This is a genomic window from Streptomyces sp. CA-278952 (genome assembly GCF_028747205.1).
GTDB lineage: Bacteria > Actinomycetota > Actinomycetes > Streptomycetales > Streptomycetaceae > Streptomyces.
The window spans coordinates 3,083,173-3,100,067 of record NZ_CP112880.1; the positions used below are offsets into that span (position 1 = coordinate 3,083,173).

General features: G+C 67.4%; 12 protein-coding genes and 1 tRNA gene. 2 read left to right on the forward strand and 11 right to left on the reverse strand.

The genetic code is table 11. The features are described from left to right. Positions 1–244: 244 nt before the first annotated feature. The 10 genes from N7925_RS13535 to N7925_RS13580 form a co-directional block, all read right to left on the reverse strand. Positions 245–4,144: a DNA-directed RNA polymerase subunit beta' gene (locus N7925_RS13535; RefSeq protein ID WP_265599881.1), complete on the reverse strand. Its 3,900-nt coding sequence runs from the start codon at positions 4,142–4,144 to the stop codon at positions 245–247. 97 nt (positions 4,145–4,241) lie between these two features. Continuing rightward, positions 4,242–7,727: a DNA-directed RNA polymerase subunit beta gene (rpoB, locus tag N7925_RS13540; RefSeq protein WP_265599882.1), complete on the reverse strand. Its 3,486-nt coding sequence runs from the start codon at positions 7,725–7,727 to the stop codon at positions 4,242–4,244. Between the two features lie 624 nt (positions 7,728–8,351). Further along, the gene (gene rplL / locus N7925_RS13545; RefSeq protein WP_265599883.1) at positions 8,352–8,735 is read right to left on the reverse strand and encodes a 50S ribosomal protein L7/L12; all 384 of its coding nucleotides are present in this window, start codon (positions 8,733–8,735) and stop codon (positions 8,352–8,354) included. A gap of 84 nt (positions 8,736–8,819) precedes the next feature. Further along, positions 8,820–9,377, reverse strand: coding sequence for a 50S ribosomal protein L10 (gene rplJ, locus N7925_RS13550; protein WP_007445921.1), 558 nt, complete (start codon positions 9,375–9,377; stop codon positions 8,820–8,822). A gap of 273 nt (positions 9,378–9,650) precedes the next feature. Continuing rightward, on the reverse strand, positions 9,651–10,595 hold the full coding sequence (locus tag N7925_RS13555; protein ID WP_274343981.1) for a hypothetical protein: 945 nt from the start codon (positions 10,593–10,595) through the stop codon (positions 9,651–9,653). Positions 10,596–10,765: 170 nt separating this feature from the next. Next, complete coding sequence (rplA, locus tag N7925_RS13560) at positions 10,766–11,488, reverse strand: 50S ribosomal protein L1 (protein WP_007445923.1); 723 nt, start codon at positions 11,486–11,488, stop codon at positions 10,766–10,768. Between the two features lie 80 nt (positions 11,489–11,568). Continuing rightward, positions 11,569–12,003, reverse strand: coding sequence for a 50S ribosomal protein L11 (gene rplK, locus N7925_RS13565; RefSeq protein ID WP_073740413.1), 435 nt, complete (start codon positions 12,001–12,003; stop codon positions 11,569–11,571). A gap of 176 nt (positions 12,004–12,179) precedes the next feature. Further along, a complete protein-coding gene (gene nusG / locus N7925_RS13570) occupies positions 12,180–13,103 on the reverse strand; it encodes a transcription termination/antitermination protein NusG (protein ID WP_274343982.1) in 924 nt (307 codons plus the stop codon). Positions 13,104–13,176: 73 nt separating this feature from the next. Further along, positions 13,177–13,464, reverse strand: coding sequence for a preprotein translocase subunit SecE (secE, locus tag N7925_RS13575; protein ID WP_215107274.1), 288 nt, complete (start codon positions 13,462–13,464; stop codon positions 13,177–13,179). 108 nt (positions 13,465–13,572) lie between these two features. Then, a tRNA-Trp gene (locus N7925_RS13580) sits at positions 13,573–13,645 on the reverse strand. Positions 13,646–13,857: 212 nt separating this feature from the next. Here N7925_RS13580 and N7925_RS13585 point away from each other — a divergent pair. Both N7925_RS13585 and N7925_RS13590 read left to right on the forward strand, forming a co-directional pair. After that, entirely contained in the window at positions 13,858–15,084 is a 1,227-nt protein-coding gene (locus tag N7925_RS13585) for a pyridoxal phosphate-dependent aminotransferase (RefSeq protein WP_265599886.1), read from the forward strand. A 141-nt stretch (positions 15,085–15,225) separates the two neighbouring features. Further along, positions 15,226–16,239 (forward strand): adenosine deaminase, encoded by a 1,014-nt coding sequence (locus tag N7925_RS13590; protein ID WP_265599887.1) that lies wholly within the window; start codon positions 15,226–15,228, stop codon positions 16,237–16,239. Here N7925_RS13590 and N7925_RS13595 read toward each other — a convergent pair. Then, positions 16,232–16,822 (reverse strand): TetR/AcrR family transcriptional regulator, encoded by a 591-nt coding sequence (locus N7925_RS13595; RefSeq protein ID WP_265599888.1) that lies wholly within the window; start codon positions 16,820–16,822, stop codon positions 16,232–16,234. The genes N7925_RS13590 and N7925_RS13595 overlap by 8 nt on opposite strands. Positions 16,823–16,895: the final 73 nt, after the last annotated feature.

Genomic DNA, 16,895 nt, shown 5'->3' on the forward strand with positions numbered 1-16,895 from the left:
GGTCAAAACAAATGCGGTCCACGCCGACACGCCGGGGCGTCGGAGCCCTCCGGCCGAAGCCGGTAACCACCCTCGTCCGCTCCGTACGCGCAGGTCCGCACCCCAGGGGCCCGGCATCCGCCGCCCGGCCCTGTCCGGGCCCCCCAGGGCACGGGAAGGCCGTCCTCCGCACACGCCGGAGGGCGGCCACCCCGTGACGTACGGGGTGACCGCCCTCCGGTCGTTTCAAGCGGCAAGCACTCGCCTACTGGTTGTACGGACCGTAGTCGTAGTCCTCCAGCGGGACGGCCTGGCCGGAGCCGGTGCCGAACGGCGAGTAGTCGATGTCGTCGTAGCCGACGGCCGAGTACATCGCGGCCTTGGCTTCCTCGGTCGGCTCGACCCGGATGTTGCGGTAGCGGGACAGGCCCGTACCGGCCGGGATGAGCTTACCGATGATGACGTTCTCCTTGAGGCCGATCAGGGAGTCCGACTTGGCGTTGATCGCCGCGTCGGTGAGGACCCTGGTCGTCTCCTGGAAGGACGCCGCCGACAGCCACGACTCGGTGGCGAGCGAGGCCTTGGTGATACCCATCAGCTGCGGACGGCCGGAGGCGGGGTGACCGCCCTCGGTGACCACACGACGGTTCTCGGTCTCGAACTTCGACCGCTCGACCAGCTCGCCCGGAAGCAGCTCCGCGTCGCCGGACTCGATGATCGTCACGCGGCGGAGCATCTGCCGGATGATGATCTCGATGTGCTTGTCGTGGATCGACACGCCCTGCGAGTTGTAGACCTTCTGGACTTCGCCGACCAGGTGGACCTGGACCGCACGCTGGCCGAGGATGCGCAGCACGTCGTGCGGGTTGGTCGCACCGACGGTGAGCTTCTGGCCCACCTCGACCGGGTCGCCCTCGCCCACGAGCAGACGGGCACGCTTCGAGATCGGGAACGGCGTCTCGTCGCTGCCGTCGTCCGGGGTGACGACGAGCTTCTTGGTCTTCTCGGTCTCCTCGATCCGCACGCGGCCCTTGGCCTCGGAGATCGGGGCGACACCCTTGGGCGTACGGGCTTCGAAGAGCTCGACGACTCGGGGCAGACCCTGGGTGATGTCGTCACCGGCCACACCACCGGTGTGGAAGGTACGCATCGTCAGCTGGGTGCCGGGCTCACCGATGGACTGGGCGGCGATGATGCCGACCGCCTCACCGATGTCGACCAGCTTGCCGGTGGCGAGCGAGCGTCCGTAGCAGAAGGCACAGGTGCCGACCGCGGACTCACAGGTCAGGACCGAGCGGGTCTTGACCTCCTCGACGCCGGCGCCCACCAGGGCGTCGATCAGGACGTCACCGAGGTCGACGTTGGCAGGCGCGATGACCTTGCCGTCGATGACGACGTCCTCGGCGAGCATGCGGGCGTAGACCGAGGTCTCGACGTCCTCCGTCTTGCGGAGCACGCCGTCGGCGCCCTTGACCGCGATCTTCAGCTTGAGGCCGCGGTCGGTGCCGCAGTCCTCCTCGCGAATGATCACGTCCTGCGAGACGTCCACCAGACGACGGGTCAGGTAACCCGAGTCGGCGGTACGCAGGGCGGTGTCCGCCAGACCCTTACGGGCACCGTGCGTGGAGATGAAGTACTCCAGAACGGTGAGGCCCTCGCGGAAGGACGCCTTGATGGGACGGGGGATCGTCTCGTTCTTGGCGTTCGACACCAGACCACGCATACCCGCGATCTGACGCATCTGCATCATGTTTCCTCGGGCGCCCGAGTCGACCATCATGAAGATGGGGTTCGTCTTCGGGAAGTTCGCGTTCATCGCCTCGGCAACCTCGTTGGTCGCCTTGGTCCAGATCGCGATGAGCTCCTGCGTGCGCTCGTCCTTGGTGATCAGACCGCGCTCGTACTGCTTCTGGACCTTCTCGTCCTGCTCCTCGTAGCCCCTGACGATGGCCTTCTTGGCCTCGGGCACGACGATGTCGGAGACGGCCACGGTGACGCCCGAACGGGTCGCCCAGTGGAAGCCCGCCGCCTTCAGGTTGTCGAGCGTCGCCGCCACGATGACCTTGGGGTAGCGCTCGGCCAGGTCGTTGACGATCTCGGAGAGCTGCTTCTTGCCCACCGAGTAGTCGACGAACGGGTAGTCCTCGGGCAGCAGCTCGTTGAAGAGCGCGCGGCCCAGGCTGGTCCGCAGCCGGAAGGTGTCGCCGGGCTGGTACTCCGGCTCACCCTCCTCGGCGACCGGCGGCACCCAGCCACGCGGCGGCATGGTGCCGACCGGGAAGCGGATGTCGACCTGCGCCTGGAGCGACAGCTCGCGGGCGTCGAAGGCCATGGTGGCCTCGGCCGTGGAGCCGAACGCGCGGTCCGTGCCCTTGACGTTGCGGCCCTCTTCGTCCGTGGTGAGGAAGAAGAGACCCAGCACCATGTCCTGGGTCGGCATGGTGACGGGACGACCGTCGGCCGGCTTCAGGATGTTGTTCGAGGACAGCATCAGGATGCGGGCCTCGGCCTGCGCCTCCGCGGAGAGCGGCAGGTGCACGGCCATCTGGTCACCGTCGAAGTCCGCGTTGAACGCGGTGCAGACGAGCGGGTGGATCTGGATGGCCTTGCCCTCGACCAGCTGCGGCTCGAAGGCCTGGATGCCCAGGCGGTGCAGGGTGGGGGCACGGTTCAGCAGCACCGGGTGCTCGGCGATGACCTCTTCGAGGACGTCGTACACGACGGTGCGGCCACGCTCGACCATGCGCTTGGCCGACTTGATGTTCTGCGCGTGGTTCAGGTCCACCAGGCGCTTCATCACGAACGGCTTGAAGAGCTCCAGTGCCATCGCCTTCGGCAGACCGCACTGGTGCAGCTTGAGCTGCGGACCGACGACGATCACGGATCGCGCGGAGTAGTCCACGCGCTTGCCGAGGAGGTTCTGGCGGAAACGGCCCTGCTTGCCCTTGAGCATGTCGCTCAGGGACTTCAGGGGCCGGTTGCCGGGACCGGTGACCGGGCGACCGCGGCGGCCGTTGTCGAACAGTGCGTCGACGGCCTCCTGCAGCATCCGCTTCTCGTTGTTCACGATGATCTCGGGGGCGCCGAGGTCAAGGAGACGCTTGAGGCGGTTGTTGCGGTTGATCACACGGCGGTACAGGTCGTTCAGGTCGGAGGTCGCGAAGCGGCCACCGTCCAGCTGCACCATCGGACGCAGGTCCGGCGGGATGACCGGCACGCAGTCGAGCACCATGCCCTTGGGCTTGTTGCTGGTCTGCAGGAACGCGGAGACGACCTTGAGGCGCTTGAGCGCACGGGTCTTCTTCTGGCCCTTGCCGGTGCGGATGATCTCGCGGAGGCGCTCGGCCTCCTCGTCGAGGTCGAAGGACTCCAGGCGCTTCTGGAGCGCCGCGGCGCCCATGCAGCCGTCGAAGTACGTGCCGAAGCGGTCACGCAGCTCGCGGTAGAGCAGCTCGTCGCCCTCCAGGTCCTGGACCTTGAGGTTCTTGAAGCGGCTCCACACCTCGTCGAGGCGGTCGATCTCGCGCTGCGCACGGTCGCGCAGCTGCTTCATCTCACGCTCGGCGCCTTCGCGCACCTTGCGGCGCACGTCCGCCTTGGCGCCCTCGGCCTCCAGCTCGGCCAAGTCGGTCTCGAGCTTCTTGGCGCGGGCCTCCAGGTCGGAGTCGCGGCGGTTCTCGGTCTGCTGGCGCTCGACGGAGACGTGCGCCTCCAGGGACGGCAGGTCGCGGGTACGACGCTCCTCGTCCACGAACGTGATCATGTACGCGGCGAAGTAGATGACCTTTTCCAGGTCCTTCGGCGCGAGGTCCAGCAGGTATCCGAGGCGCGAGGGAACGCCCTTGAAGTACCAGATGTGGGTGACGGGAGCGGCAAGCTCGATGTGGCCCATCCGCTCACGACGCACCTTGGCGCGAGTGACCTCGACGCCGCAGCGCTCACAGATGATGCCCTTGAAGCGGACACGCTTGTACTTGCCGCAGTAGCACTCCCAGTCCCGGGTCGGACCGAAGATCTTCTCGCAGAAGAGTCCGTCCTTCTCGGGCTTGAGCGTGCGGTAGTTGATGGTCTCCGGCTTCTTCACTTCGCCGTGCGACCAGGTCCGGATGTCGTCCGCGGTGGCAAGGCCGATCCGCAGCTCGTCGAAGAAGTTGACGTCGAGCACTTGTCGTCAATCCCTCTTTCGGGGTCTCGTCAAATCAATGGTCTGAACGGGTCCGGGGAGGGCCGGCCGCCTCGGGACGAGGCGGCCGGCCGGCCCGTCAGACCTCTTCGACGCTGCTCGGCTCGCGCCGGGACAGGTCGATACCGAGTTCCTCCGCCGCGCGGAAGACGTCCTCGTCCGTGTCGCGCATCTCGATGGACATGCCGTCCGAGGACAGCACCTCCACGTTGAGGCAGAGCGACTGCATTTCCTTGATGAGCACCTTGAAGGACTCGGGAATGCCGGGCTCGGGGATGTTCTCGCCCTTGACGATGGCCTCGTATACCTTCACGCGGCCGGTCACGTCGTCGGACTTGATCGTCAGGAGCTCCTGGAGGGCGTATGCGGCGCCGTAAGCCTCAAGGGCCCACACCTCCATCTCACCGAAGCGCTGACCACCGAACTGTGCCTTACCACCCAGCGGCTGCTGGGTGATCATGGAGTACGGGCCGGTCGAACGGGCGTGCAGCTTGTCGTCGACCAGGTGGTGCAGCTTGAGGATGTACATGAACCCGACCGAGACCGGCTCCGGGAACGGCTCGCCGGAGCGGCCGTCGTAGAGCTGGGCCTTTCCGGAGGGCTGGACCAGGCGGTCGCCGTCGCGGTTGGGGATCGTGGCCTGGAAGAGGCCGGTGATCTCGTCCTCGCGCGCACCGTCGAAGACGGGCGTGGCGACGTTGGTGCCGGGTGCGACCTGGTCGGCGCCGATGTCCCGCAGGCGCTGGGCCCACTCGTCACCGAGGCCGGAGACGTCCCAGCCGCGGCTGGCGAGCCAGCCGAGGTGGATCTCCAGGACCTGTCCCGGGTTCATTCGGGACGGGACACCCAGCGGGTTGAGGATGATGTCGACCGGGGTGCCGTCCTCCAGGAACGGCATGTCCTCGATCGGCAGGATCTTGGAGATGACGCCCTTGTTGCCGTGACGGCCGGCGAGCTTGTCACCATCGGTGATCTTGCGCTTCTGCGCGACGTAGACGCGGACCAGCTGGTTCACGCCCGGCGGCAGCTCGTCGCCCTCTTCGCGGTCGAAGACGCGGACGCCGATGACCTTGCCGATCTCACCGTGCGGCACCTTCAGCGAGGTGTCGCGCACCTCGCGCGCCTTCTCACCGAAGATCGCGCGGAGCAGGCGCTCCTCGGGGGTCAGCTCGGTCTCGCCCTTGGGCGTGACCTTGCCGACGAGGATGTCGCCGGCGACGACCTCGGCACCGATCCGGATGATGCCGCGCTCGTCGAGGTCGGCGAGGACCTCTTCGGAGACGTTCGGGATGTCCCGGGTGATCTCCTCCGGGCCGAGCTTGGTGTCACGGGCGTCGACCTCGTGCTCCTCGATGTGGATCGAGGAGAGGACGTCGTCCTGCACGAGGCGCTGCGACAGGATGATCGCGTCCTCGTAGTTGTGACCCTCCCACGGCATGAACGCCACGAGCAGGTTCTTGCCGAGGGCCATCTCACCGTTCTCGGTGGCCGGTCCGTCGGCGAGCACCTGGTCGGCCACGATCCGGTCGCCCTCGGAGACGACGACCTTCTGGTTGACCGAGGTGCCCTGGTTGGAGCGCATGAACTTGGCGATGCGGTACGTGGTGTACGTGCCGTCGTCGTTCGTGACGGTGATGTAGTCCGCGGAGACCTCCTGGACCACACCGTCCTTCTCCGCCTTGAGGACGTCACCGGCGTCGGTGGCGCAGCGGTACTCCATGCCGGTGCCGACGAGCGGCGCCTCCGACTTGATGAGCGGCACCGCCTGACGCATCATGTTCGCGCCCATGAGGGCACGGTTGGCGTCGTCGTGCTCCAGGAAGGGGATCATCGCGGTGGCGACGGACACCATCTGGCGCGGCGAGACGTCCATGTAGTCGACGTCCGTGCCGGGCACGTAGTCGACCTCTCCGCCACGACGGCGGACCAGGACGCGGGGCTCGGTGAAGCGCAGCTCCTCGGAGAGGGTCGCGTTCGCCTGGGCGATGACGAAGCGGTCCTCCTCGTCGGCCGTGATGTAGTCGACGTCATCGGTGACCTGGCCGTCGACGACCTTGCGGTACGGCGTCTCGATGAAGCCGAACGCGTTGACGCGGCCGTACGAGGCGAGCGAACCGATCAGACCGATGTTCGGGCCTTCGGGGGTCTCGATCGGGCACATGCGTCCGTAGTGGGACGGGTGCACGTCGCGGACCTCGAAGCCGGCCCGCTCACGGGAGAGACCACCCGGGCCAAGAGCCGACAGGCGGCGCTTGTGGGTGAGACCCGACAGCGGGTTGTTCTGGTCCATGAACTGCGACAGCTGGCTGGTGCCGAAGAACTCCTTGATGGAGGCGACGACCGGCCGGATGTTGATCAGGGTCTGCGGCGTGATCGCCTCGACGTCCTGGGTGGTCATGCGCTCACGCACGACGCGCTCCATCCGCGCCAGGCCCGTACGGACCTGGTTCTGGATGAGCTCGCCGACGTTGCGCAGACGACGGTTGCCGAAGTGGTCGATGTCGTCGGTCTCGACGACGATCTCGCGGCCCGACTCACCGGTCGTCTCGGTCTCACCGGCGTGCAGCTTCACCAGGTACTTGATGGTCGCGATGATGTCGTCGCTGGTGAGGACACCGGCGTCCAGCGGCTCATCGGCGCCGAGCTTCTTGTTCACCTTGTAGCGGCCGACCTTCGCGAGGTCGTAGCGCTTCGGGTTGAAGTAGAGGTTCTCGAGCAGCGTCTGAGCGGCCTCGCGCGTCGGCGGCTCGCCGGGGCGCAGCTTGCGGTAGATGTCGAGCAGCGCGTCGTCCTGGCCCTGGGTGTGGTCCTTCTCCAGGGTGGCGCGCATCGACTCGTACTCGCCGAACTCCTCCAGGATCTGCTCGGTGGTCCAACCGAGAGCCTTCAGGAGAACGGTGACGGACTGCTTGCGCTTGCGGTCGATGCGGACACCGACCATGTCGCGCTTGTCGATCTCCATCTCCAGCCAGGCACCCCGGGACGGGATGATCTTGGAGGAGAAGATGTCCTTGTCGGACGTCTTGTCGATGGAGGAGTCGAAGTAGACACCCGGCGAGCGGACCAGCTGCGACACGACGACACGCTCGGTGCCGTTGATGACGAAGGTGCCCTTGTTGGTCATGAGCGGGAAGTCGCCCATGAAGACCGTCTGGGACTTGATCTCGCCGGTCTCGTTGTTGGTGAACTCGGCCGTGACGAAGAGCGGCGCGGCGAACGTGAAGTCGCGCTCCTTGCACTCGTCGATCGAGTTCTTCGGGGGCTCGAAGCGGTGGTCGCGGAACGTAAGCGACATCGACCCGGAGAAGTCCTCGATCGGTGAGATCTCCTCGAAGATCTCCTCCAGGCCGGACTTGGTGGGGACGTCTTGTCCACTGTCCAGAGCAGCCTCGACGCGAGCCTTCCAGGCGGCGTTGCCCAGGAGCCAGTCAAAGCTCTCGGTCTGCAGCGCGAGGAGGTTCGGAACCTCGAGGGGCTCCTTGATTTTTGCAAAGGAGATGCGCAGCGGGGCGGTGCTGGCACCGTTGTTCGTATTCGCGGTCGAGGCGTTGCGCGAGGCGGCCAAGAGGGGGTCCTTCCGAGGGCTCGGACTCACTACGCGCGTACCGGTCCCACCCTGGCCACAGAGACAAACCGTTCCGAATCGGTCGCAAAACGACCAGGTCGGAGGGGGTCGGCCATCGGTGCTTCAGCGTGGGCATGCCTCTGGTGACGGGCAGGAGGCAGCTAACAGGCAGCGCAAAGGGTCAGTGTAGCCAAGCGGCACACTGATGTCCAGTCGGGGTTCTCAGAGACCCACGTTGCTCTCAACAGCTGTTCTCAACACCTATGTCTAGCCCTAGCCCTCGCGCGGGGTGCGCTCTTCTTTACTGCCCTCTTCACTCTCGATCCATGCCTCGGATACGGATCGAAGTGATGACGCGTCCTGAGAATTGCGCGCCGCGTCCGGTTCGTCAAGGCCCGCCGGTCCGATCGGACCTCCAGGAGCCTTCACCGGCCACCCCCGGGATGCCCGCAGGACGCCCCTGAGGGGCCCGCGAGAGGCGCACGGCGAAGATCACCCTACTCGTCGTCGGCGGAAGAGCAAGGCACCCGCCACGGGCACGCCGAAGGGCGACCACCCGAATGGGTGATCGCCCTTGGCGCGGGCACCTGAGGTGCCCAGGGAGTCCGGAGGACTCCCGAGGTGTTACTTGACCTCGACGGAGGCGCCGGCGGCCTTGAGGGACTCGGCAGCCTTCTCCGCGACGTCCTTGGCGACCTTCTCGAGGACCGGCTTCGGGGTGCCGTCGACGAGGTCCTTGGCCTCCTTGAGACCGAGCGAGGTCAGCTCACGCACGGTCTTGATGACCTGGATCTTCTTCTCGCCGGCACCGGTGAGGATGACGTCGAACTCGTCCTGCTCGGCCTCGGCCTCGGCCGGGGCGCCACCAGCGGCGGGGCCGGCGACGGCGACGGCCGCAGCGGCGGTGACGTCGAACTTCTCCTCGAAGGCCTTGACGAACTCGGAGAGCTCGATGAGGGTCATGCCTTCGAACTGCGCGAGCAGGTCGTCCTGGGACAGCTTCGCCATGATAGGCGTCCTTCCACTATTCGGCAGGTGCCGGATGTATATGTCGGCGGGCGTACGTGGAGCCCGCTGGACCGCTGAGCGAAATTACTCGGCGGCCTCGGCGGGAGCCGGAGTACCGGCACCGCCCTGCTCTTCCTTCTTGGCGCGAAGCGCTTCCGCGGTGCGGACGAACTTCGACGGCAGTGCCTGGAAGAGCTGCGCAGCCTGAGTCTGCTTGCCCTTGAAGGCACCGGCCAGCTTGGAGAGCAGAACCTCGCGGGACTCGAGGTCCGCGAGCTTCTTGATCTCATCGGCGGACAGCGCCTTACCGTCAAGGACACCGCCCTTGATGATGAGGTTGGGGTTGTCCTTGGCGAAGTCACGAAGACCCTTCGCCGACTCCACCGGGTCACCGGTGACGAAGGCAACCGCCGTCGGACCCGAGAACAGGTCGTCCAGCGTGTCGATCCCGGCCTCGTTGGCCGCAATCTTGGTCAGCGTGTTCTTCACCACGGCGTACTGGGCGTTCTCACCGAGCGAACGGCGCAGCTCCTTGAGCTGTGCCACGGTGAGACCCCGGTACTCGGTCAGCACGGCGGCGTTCGAGCTGCGGAACTGGTCCGTCAGCTCGGCTACCGCGGCAGCCTTGTCGGGCCTTGCCATGAGCGTCGGCCTCCTTCCGGGTGATGAGGACCGCTCAGAAGGGGCCGGGAAAGACGAAACGCCCCAGCACAAGTGCCAGGGCGCGGCTCGACCGAACAGAGTCCGGGAGCGTTCCACAGTCACCTGCGCAGGTCGTCCGATCTAGCGGAACCTTCGGTCACCGTCCCTCTGACGAGGCACAGTGACGACCAGCGGTCTTTGGCTTCTTGGTGAGACTACGCGACCGGATGCGGGACGAGCAAATCCGTCCCCGTTCGTCCCTTGCGGAAGGTGTCAGGAGGCGCCGCCCGGGGTAGCGCCGCCCTGCTTCAGCATCTCCTTGAAGTCCACGGTGTCCGAGGCCGCCGGCTTCTCGGAGGGGACCTCGGTGCCGTAGTCGCTGTAGAAGAGCGTCGAGTTGAACGCACCGGTCTTCATCTCGCCGCGTTCCGTCTTCTTCACGAGCAGGTCGTTCTTGTCGACCCAAATGTCGACGGTCTGGGTGGTCACCCCGGCCAGGGCGAGCTGCTCCTTGAACGCGGCCAGCTGCTTCGCGTCCAGGTCGCTGTTCTTCGCGGTCAGGCCGGCCACGTCGACCGTGCCGGAGTAGTGCGTCGCGGGGACCCCGCGGACGTCCTCCTGGCCGACCTTCTTCACGTCGCCGGAGGCCAGGAGCGCCTTCACGCCCTGCTCGGGCGTGCTGTTCTGGATCTGGTCCTTCATGACGTCGCCGGAGGCGCCGCCCAGCTCGGCGAGGTCCTTGTAGGAATAGCGGATCCAGTGCTTCCCGCCGGTGTTGGCCGCCATGGCGTCGCCCATGTTGGCGTAGTACTCGTCCTTGAAGTAGCGCGCCCGGACCGTTCCGTCGCCGCCGGTCTGCTTCAGGGCGTCGCCCATGGTGCCGCCGGTGTACGTGATGGCCAGCTCGCCCGAGAGCCCGTCGGCCCAGCCGATGGCCCCGGACTGCTTCATGGACATGACGCTGCCTATCTCCGTGGTGCCCTCGACCTTCGCCGACTGGGCGCCTCCGGTCTTCTGTCGCACCTGCTTCAGCGCGGCCACGGGGCTCACCTTGGAGACGGCGCCCGCCTTGTCCTTACCGGCGCCGTCGGCGCCCTTGGAGCCGTCGGCGCCCTTGGAGCCGTCGGAGCCGTCGGATCCACCGCAGGCCGCTATCGACGTCAGTGCCGCCGCGGTGGCCAGAGCCGTGCCCATGCGCCGTGCCGTGCTCGTCCTCATGTACCGTCCACCCCTCGTATCGTCCGTCGTCTCCCGCACAACAGTGGCACAGGGCACTGACAGACATGTCTTCTTACGGATACGAGGACGGGCCCCGCACCTCGAAAGGTTGCGGGGCCCGTTCACACAGTGCACGCGTACGACGCGGCTACCGGGTGAGCACGAAAGGCTCAGACGGAGGCCGGGTCCTCCTCGACGAGGAGGTTGCGGGTGCGGTTGGCGTCCAGCGGGATGCCGGGGCCCATCGTGGTGGCCAGCGTGGCCTTCTTGATGTAGCGGCCCTTGGCGGCGGACGGCTTCAGACGGAGGATCTCGTCCAGCGCCGCTGCGTAGTTCTCCACCAGCTTGGTCTCGTCGAACGAGGTCTTGCCGATGATGAAGTGCAGGTTCGAGTGCTTGTCGACGCGGAACTCGATCTTGCCGCCCTTGATGTCGTTGACAGCCTTCACGACATCGGGGGTGACGGTGCCGGTCTTCGGGTTCGGCATCAGACCACGCGGACCGAGCACGCGGCCCAGGCGGCCGACCTTGCCCATGAGGTCCGGGGTCGCGACGACGGCGTCGAAGTCCAGACGGCCCTTCGCCACCTCGTCGATGAGCTCGTCGGCGCCGACGATGTCGGCTCCAGCGGCTTCCGCGGCCGCAGCACGGTCACCGGTCGCGAAGACCAGGACCCGGGCGGTCTTGCCGGTGCCGTGCGGGAGGTTCACGGTGCCACGGACCATCTGGTCGGCCTTGCGCGGGTCGACACCCAGGGCGAAGGCGACCTCGACGGTGCTGTCGAACTTCGTGGAGGCGGTGTCCTTGGCGATACGGACGGCCTCGAGCGGGGCGTAGTTGCGCTCCCGGTCGATCTTGGCGTCCGCAGCGCGGAGGTTCTTGCTGCGCTTCACTTCTACTCCTGTGGTTTCAGAGTGTGGAGTCGTGGTGCGGACCAGCGCTTGGTCCTACCACTGGGGGTTACGGGGCTGAATCAGCCTTCGACCGTGATGCCCATGGAACGGGCGGTGCCGGCAATGATCTTCGACGCGGCGTCGAGGTCATTGGCGTTCAGGTCGGGGAGCTTCGTCGTGGCGATCTCGCGGACCTGGGCGGCCGTCAGCTTGGCGACCTTGGTCTTGTGCGGCTCGCCGGAGCCCTTGTCCACACCCGCGGCCTTGAGGATCAGCTTGGCGGCCGGCGGAGTCTTCGTGATGAAGGTGAAGGAACGGTCGTCGTAGACCGTGATCTCCACCGGCACGACCATGCCACGCTGCGACTCGGTCGCGGCGTTGTAGGCCTTGCAGAACTCCATGATGTTGACGCCGTGCTGACCGAGCGCGGGGCCGACCGGCGGGGCCGGGTTCGCCGCACCGGCGTTGATCTGAAGCTTGATAAGCCCCGTGATCTTCTTCTTCTTGGGAGGCATTGCTCTCTCCGGGTCCTATGAGAGTGTTTCGCCGCCGATTCCGGTCATCCGGATGGAGGCATACCGCACAACGATAACGGGTATAGCTGCGCGACCAAAAACCCAGCAGGTCAGAGCGGCTGCGAAGCCCCTCTGACCTGCTGGGTAGGCATGTGTCCAGAAACCGGCGGGAAGAGCTAGTTCTTCTGGATCTGATCGAAGCTGAGCTCGACCGGGGTCTCGCGGCCGAAGATCTCGACGAGGCCCTTGACCTTCTTCGAGTCGGCGTTGATCTCGTTGATCGTGGCCTGCAGGGTGGCGAAGGGGCCGTCCGTGACGGTGACCGAGTCGCCGACCTCGAAGTCCAGCACCTGGACTTCGACCTTGCGGGACGGAGCCGGCTTGCCCTCGGCCTCGGCGGCCTCGCGGGCGGCCTTCTCCTCGGCCTCCGGGGCGAGCATCTTGACGATCTCGTCCAGGGTCAGCGGGTACGGGTCGTAGGCGTTGCCCACGAAGCCGGTGACGCCCGGCGTGTTCCGCACGACGCCCCAGGACTCGTTCGTCAGGTCCATGCGCACCAGCACGTAGCCGGGGAGCTTGTTCTGCCGGACGTTCTTGCGCTCGCCGTTCTTGATCTGGACGATTTCCTCTTCGGGCACCTCGGCCTGATAGACGAACTCCTCCACGTTCAGCGAGACGGCACGCTGCTCGAGGTTGGCCTTCACGCGCTTCTCGTAACCGGCGTACGTGTGGATGACGTACCACTCGCCGGGGAGCGTGCGGAGCTCTTCGCGCAGGGCGGCGACGGGGTCGACGGGGGCGGCCGGCTCGGCCTCTTCCTCGTCGGCGCTCTCGTCGTCGGCCTCGACGGCCTCTTCCTCAGCGGCCTCGTCCTCGACGGACTCGGCTGCTTCGGCGGCGTCCTCGTCGGAATCCTCGGACTCCTCGGCATCGACGTTCACGGCGGCCTGCTCTGCGGGCTCGCCCGCAGCGGCGTCGGCGGCCTCGGCCTGGTCCGGGTCCACGGAGTCAGCAGCCTCAACGATGTCGAGCTCGTCCTTGGCGGACTCGAAGGCGCCAGCCTCGGGCTCGACGGCGTCGTTCAGGTTCGGGTCAGACACGATGGCTGCTTCTTCCTGGATACAAAGGGTGGAACGTGCGAAAGGGGCGCCCGGTCGGACGCCTTCCGCGAGATCAGCCGAAGACGTACTTGATGACCCGGGCGAAGCCCATGTCGAGAACGGTAACAAGACCGATCATGACGACGACGAACACGATCACCACGGAGGTGTACGTCGTGAGCTGGCTGCGGGTCGGCCAGACAACCTTACGGAGTTCGGCGACGATCTGGCGGTAGAACAGCGCGAGCCGACCCAGAGGGCCCTTCTTGCCGCGCTTGCCGCCCTTCCGAGCCTTCTTCTTCGACTCGGGAGCTTCATCCTCAGCATCAGGCATGTCGATGGAGCCCACGGCGTCCGTCACGCTACTCACCTGATTCCGGGTCGTGGCCGTGCCGCGCCCGGTGGAGCCGCGCACGGCTGTGCAATGAAGTACGTACATGCGCACACATCCTGGCGAAGGAGTGTGTAGCAGGGCCGGAGGGACTTGAACCCCCAACCGCTGGTTTTGGAGACCAGTGCTCTACCAATTGAGCTACGACCCTTTGTGGTTTCCACCAACCTACCGCATCTTCCCCGGTGACCGGGTGCAGGAACGGTGTGGCTGGTGAAGGCCAACGACAGGTGAGTGTACGGGTTCGGAGCCGCCGCGTCGAACAGACCACAACCGACCGGGCCTGTCCGCATGCTGTCCGGGTCCTGTCCGGTCCCTGAAACCCCTGTGCCGACGGCTTTCGCGGTCTGGGAGCATGGGGCCATGAGCGCTGCAACTTCACCGTCCGAGCGCCGGGTTTCGGCCCGCATCGGTGCGATCTCCGAGTCCGCGACCCTCGCCGTCGACGCCAAGGCCAAGGCCCTCAAGGCCGCCGGGCGTCCGGTGATCGGCTTCGGGGCCGGCGAGCCCGACTTCCCGACGCCCGACTACATCGTCGACGCCGCGGTAGAGGCCTGCCGCAACCCGAAGTACCACCGCTACACCCCGGCCGGCGGGCTCCCCGAGCTCAAGGCCGCCATCGCGGAGAAGACCCTGCGCGACTCCGGCTACGAGGTCGACGCCAGCCAGATCCTGGTGACCAACGGTGGCAAGCAGGCCATCTACGAGGCCTTCGCCGCGATCCTCGACCCGGGCGACGAGGTCATCGTCCCCGCCCCGTACTGGACCACCTACCCCGAGTCGATCCGGCTCGCCGGGGGTGTCCCGGTCGAGGTCGTGGCCGACGAGACCACGGGCTACCGGGTCTCCGTCGAGCAGCTGGAGGCCGCGCGCACCGAGAAGACCAAGGTCGTCCTGTTCGTCTCGCCGTCCAACCCGACCGGCGCCGTCTACAGCGAGGCCGACGCCGAGGCCATCGGCCGCTGGGCCGTCGAGCACGGCCTGTGGGTCATGACCGACGAGATCTACGAGCACCTCGTCTACGGCGACGCCACCTTCACCTCGCTGCCGGCGATCGTCCCCGAGCTGCGCGACAAGTGCATCGTCGTCAACGGCGTCGCCAAGACGTACGCGATGACCGGCTGGCGGGTGGGCTGGATCATCGGCCCGCGGGACGTGGTGAAGGCCGCGACCAACCTCCAGTCGCACGCCACCTCCAACGTCTCCAACGTCGCCCAGGTCGCCGCGCTCGCGGCCGTCTCCGGCCCGCTGGACGCCGTCGCCGAGATGCGGACCGCCTTCGACCGCCGCCGGGGGATCGTCGTGCGGATGCTCAACGAGATCGACGGCGTGTTCTGCCCGGAGCCCGAGGGCGCCTTCTACGCCTACCCGGCGGTGAAGGACCTGCTCGGCAAGGAGATCCGCGGCAAGCGTCCGGCCACCACCGTCGAGCTGGCCGCGCTCATCCTGGACGAGGCCGAGGTCGCCGTCGTGCCCGGCGAGGCCTTCGGCACCCCGGGCTACCTGCGCCTGTCCTACGCCCTGGGCGACGAGGACCTGATCGAGGGCGTCTCGCGGATGCAGAAGCTGCTGGGCGAGGCCAAGGCCTGACCGGTCACGTAACCGCTCGAAACGGAAAGCGCCCCGGGCCGCTGGAATCCTCCACCGGCCGGGGGCGCTTTTTGTTCGAGCGGCCCCCCGGAAAGGGAAAGCGGCTACCGCTCCGGCCCGCCCGTGCGGCAGGATCTTCGAATGGAGCGTGATGTACGTCTGTTGCCCAAGGCCCACCTGCACCTGCACTTCACCGGGTCGATGCGGCCAACCACCCTGCTCGAACTCGCCGACAAGTACGGGGTCCATCTCCCCGACGCCCTGACCGGCGGTGAGCCGCCCAAGCTGCGGGCGACCGACGAGCGCGGCTGGTTCCGTTTCCAGCGGCTCTACGACATCGCCCGGTCGTGTCTGCGGTCCCCCGAGGACATTCACCGCCTGGTGCGCGAGAGCGCCCAGGAGGACGTCGCGGACGGCTCCGGCTGGCTGGAGATCCAGGTCGACCCCACCTCGTACGCCCCGCTGCTCGGCGGGCTGATCCCGGCCATCGAGATCATCCTCGACGCCGTGGACAGCGCCGCCCGGGACACCGGTCTGGGCATGCGCGTGGTGATCGCCGCCAACCGGATGAAGCATCCGCTGGACGCCCGCACCCTGGCCCGGCTCGCCGTCCGATACGCGGACCGGGGCGTCGTCGGCTTCGGGCTCTCCAACGACGAGCGGCGCGGAATGGCCCGCGACTTCGACCGGGCCTTCGCGATCGCCCGCGAGGGCGGCCTGCTGGCGGCTCCGCACGGCGGGGAGCTCGCCGGGCCCTCCAGCGTGCGCGACTGCCTCGACGACCTGGACGCCTCGCGCATCGGACACGGGGTCCGGGCCGCCGAGGACCCCCGGCTGCTGCGCAAGCTCGCCGAGCGCGGGGTCACCTGCGAGGTCTGCCCGTCGTCCAATGTGGCGCTCGGCGTCTACGAGAAGCCCGCCGACGTCCCCCTGCGCACTCTGTTCGACGCGGGCGTGCCGATGGCGCTGGGGGCGGACGACCCGCTGCTGTTCGGTTCCCGGCTGGCTGCCCAGTACGAGCTGGTGCGCCGCCACCACGGCTTCACCGACGAGGAGCTGGCCGAGCTGGCCCGCCAGTCGGTGCGCGGATCGGCGGCCCCCGTGGACGTACGGGAGAAGCTGCTCTCCGGGGTCGACGACTGGCTCGCTAGCTGATCCCGCCCAGCAGCGTGCGGGCCAGGGAGGCGGCGAATGCGTCCAGGGGCTGCGGGGGCGTGCCGCCGGGGAGCGCGGCGTAGGCGAAGGCCCGCTGGGCACAGGCGCCCAGCAGCAGCGAGGCGGCGGCGTAACTGTCCGCTTCGGCCCGGATCCGGCCCGCGCCCTGTTCGGCGCGCAGATAGGCGTCGAGCTGCCGGATCGGCAGGTGGGGCCCGGCCTCGAGCCCTCCCACGCCCTCCTCGTGACGGCGCTTGAGCTGAGGTTCGGCGTACAGGGACGCGGCCATGGGGAAGGTCTGCTCGTAGAACAGCGCGGCCACCCGGGCGATCTCGGTGAGGTTGCCCTCGACGCTGCCCTCGCCCGCGCGCAGGTCTCCGAGGAGGTTCCCGAGGCGGGGCAGCCGCTCCGCGAGCACGGTGACGAACAGCTCCTCCTTGCCGGAGAAGTACTTGTAGAGCGCGGCCTCCGAGCAGCCGGCCGCCCGGGCGATCTCCTTGGTGGTGGTCCGGGCGAGGCCGATGGAGAGCATCAGCTCGTGCGCCGCGTCGACGATCCGGACGCGGGCGGGCTTCTGGTCCATGTGTGCTCCAACAGGCCGTGACCCGAAGATCTTGACGTCCGGGTGGGGAGCCACCCACTCTAGAGGTTAGTGA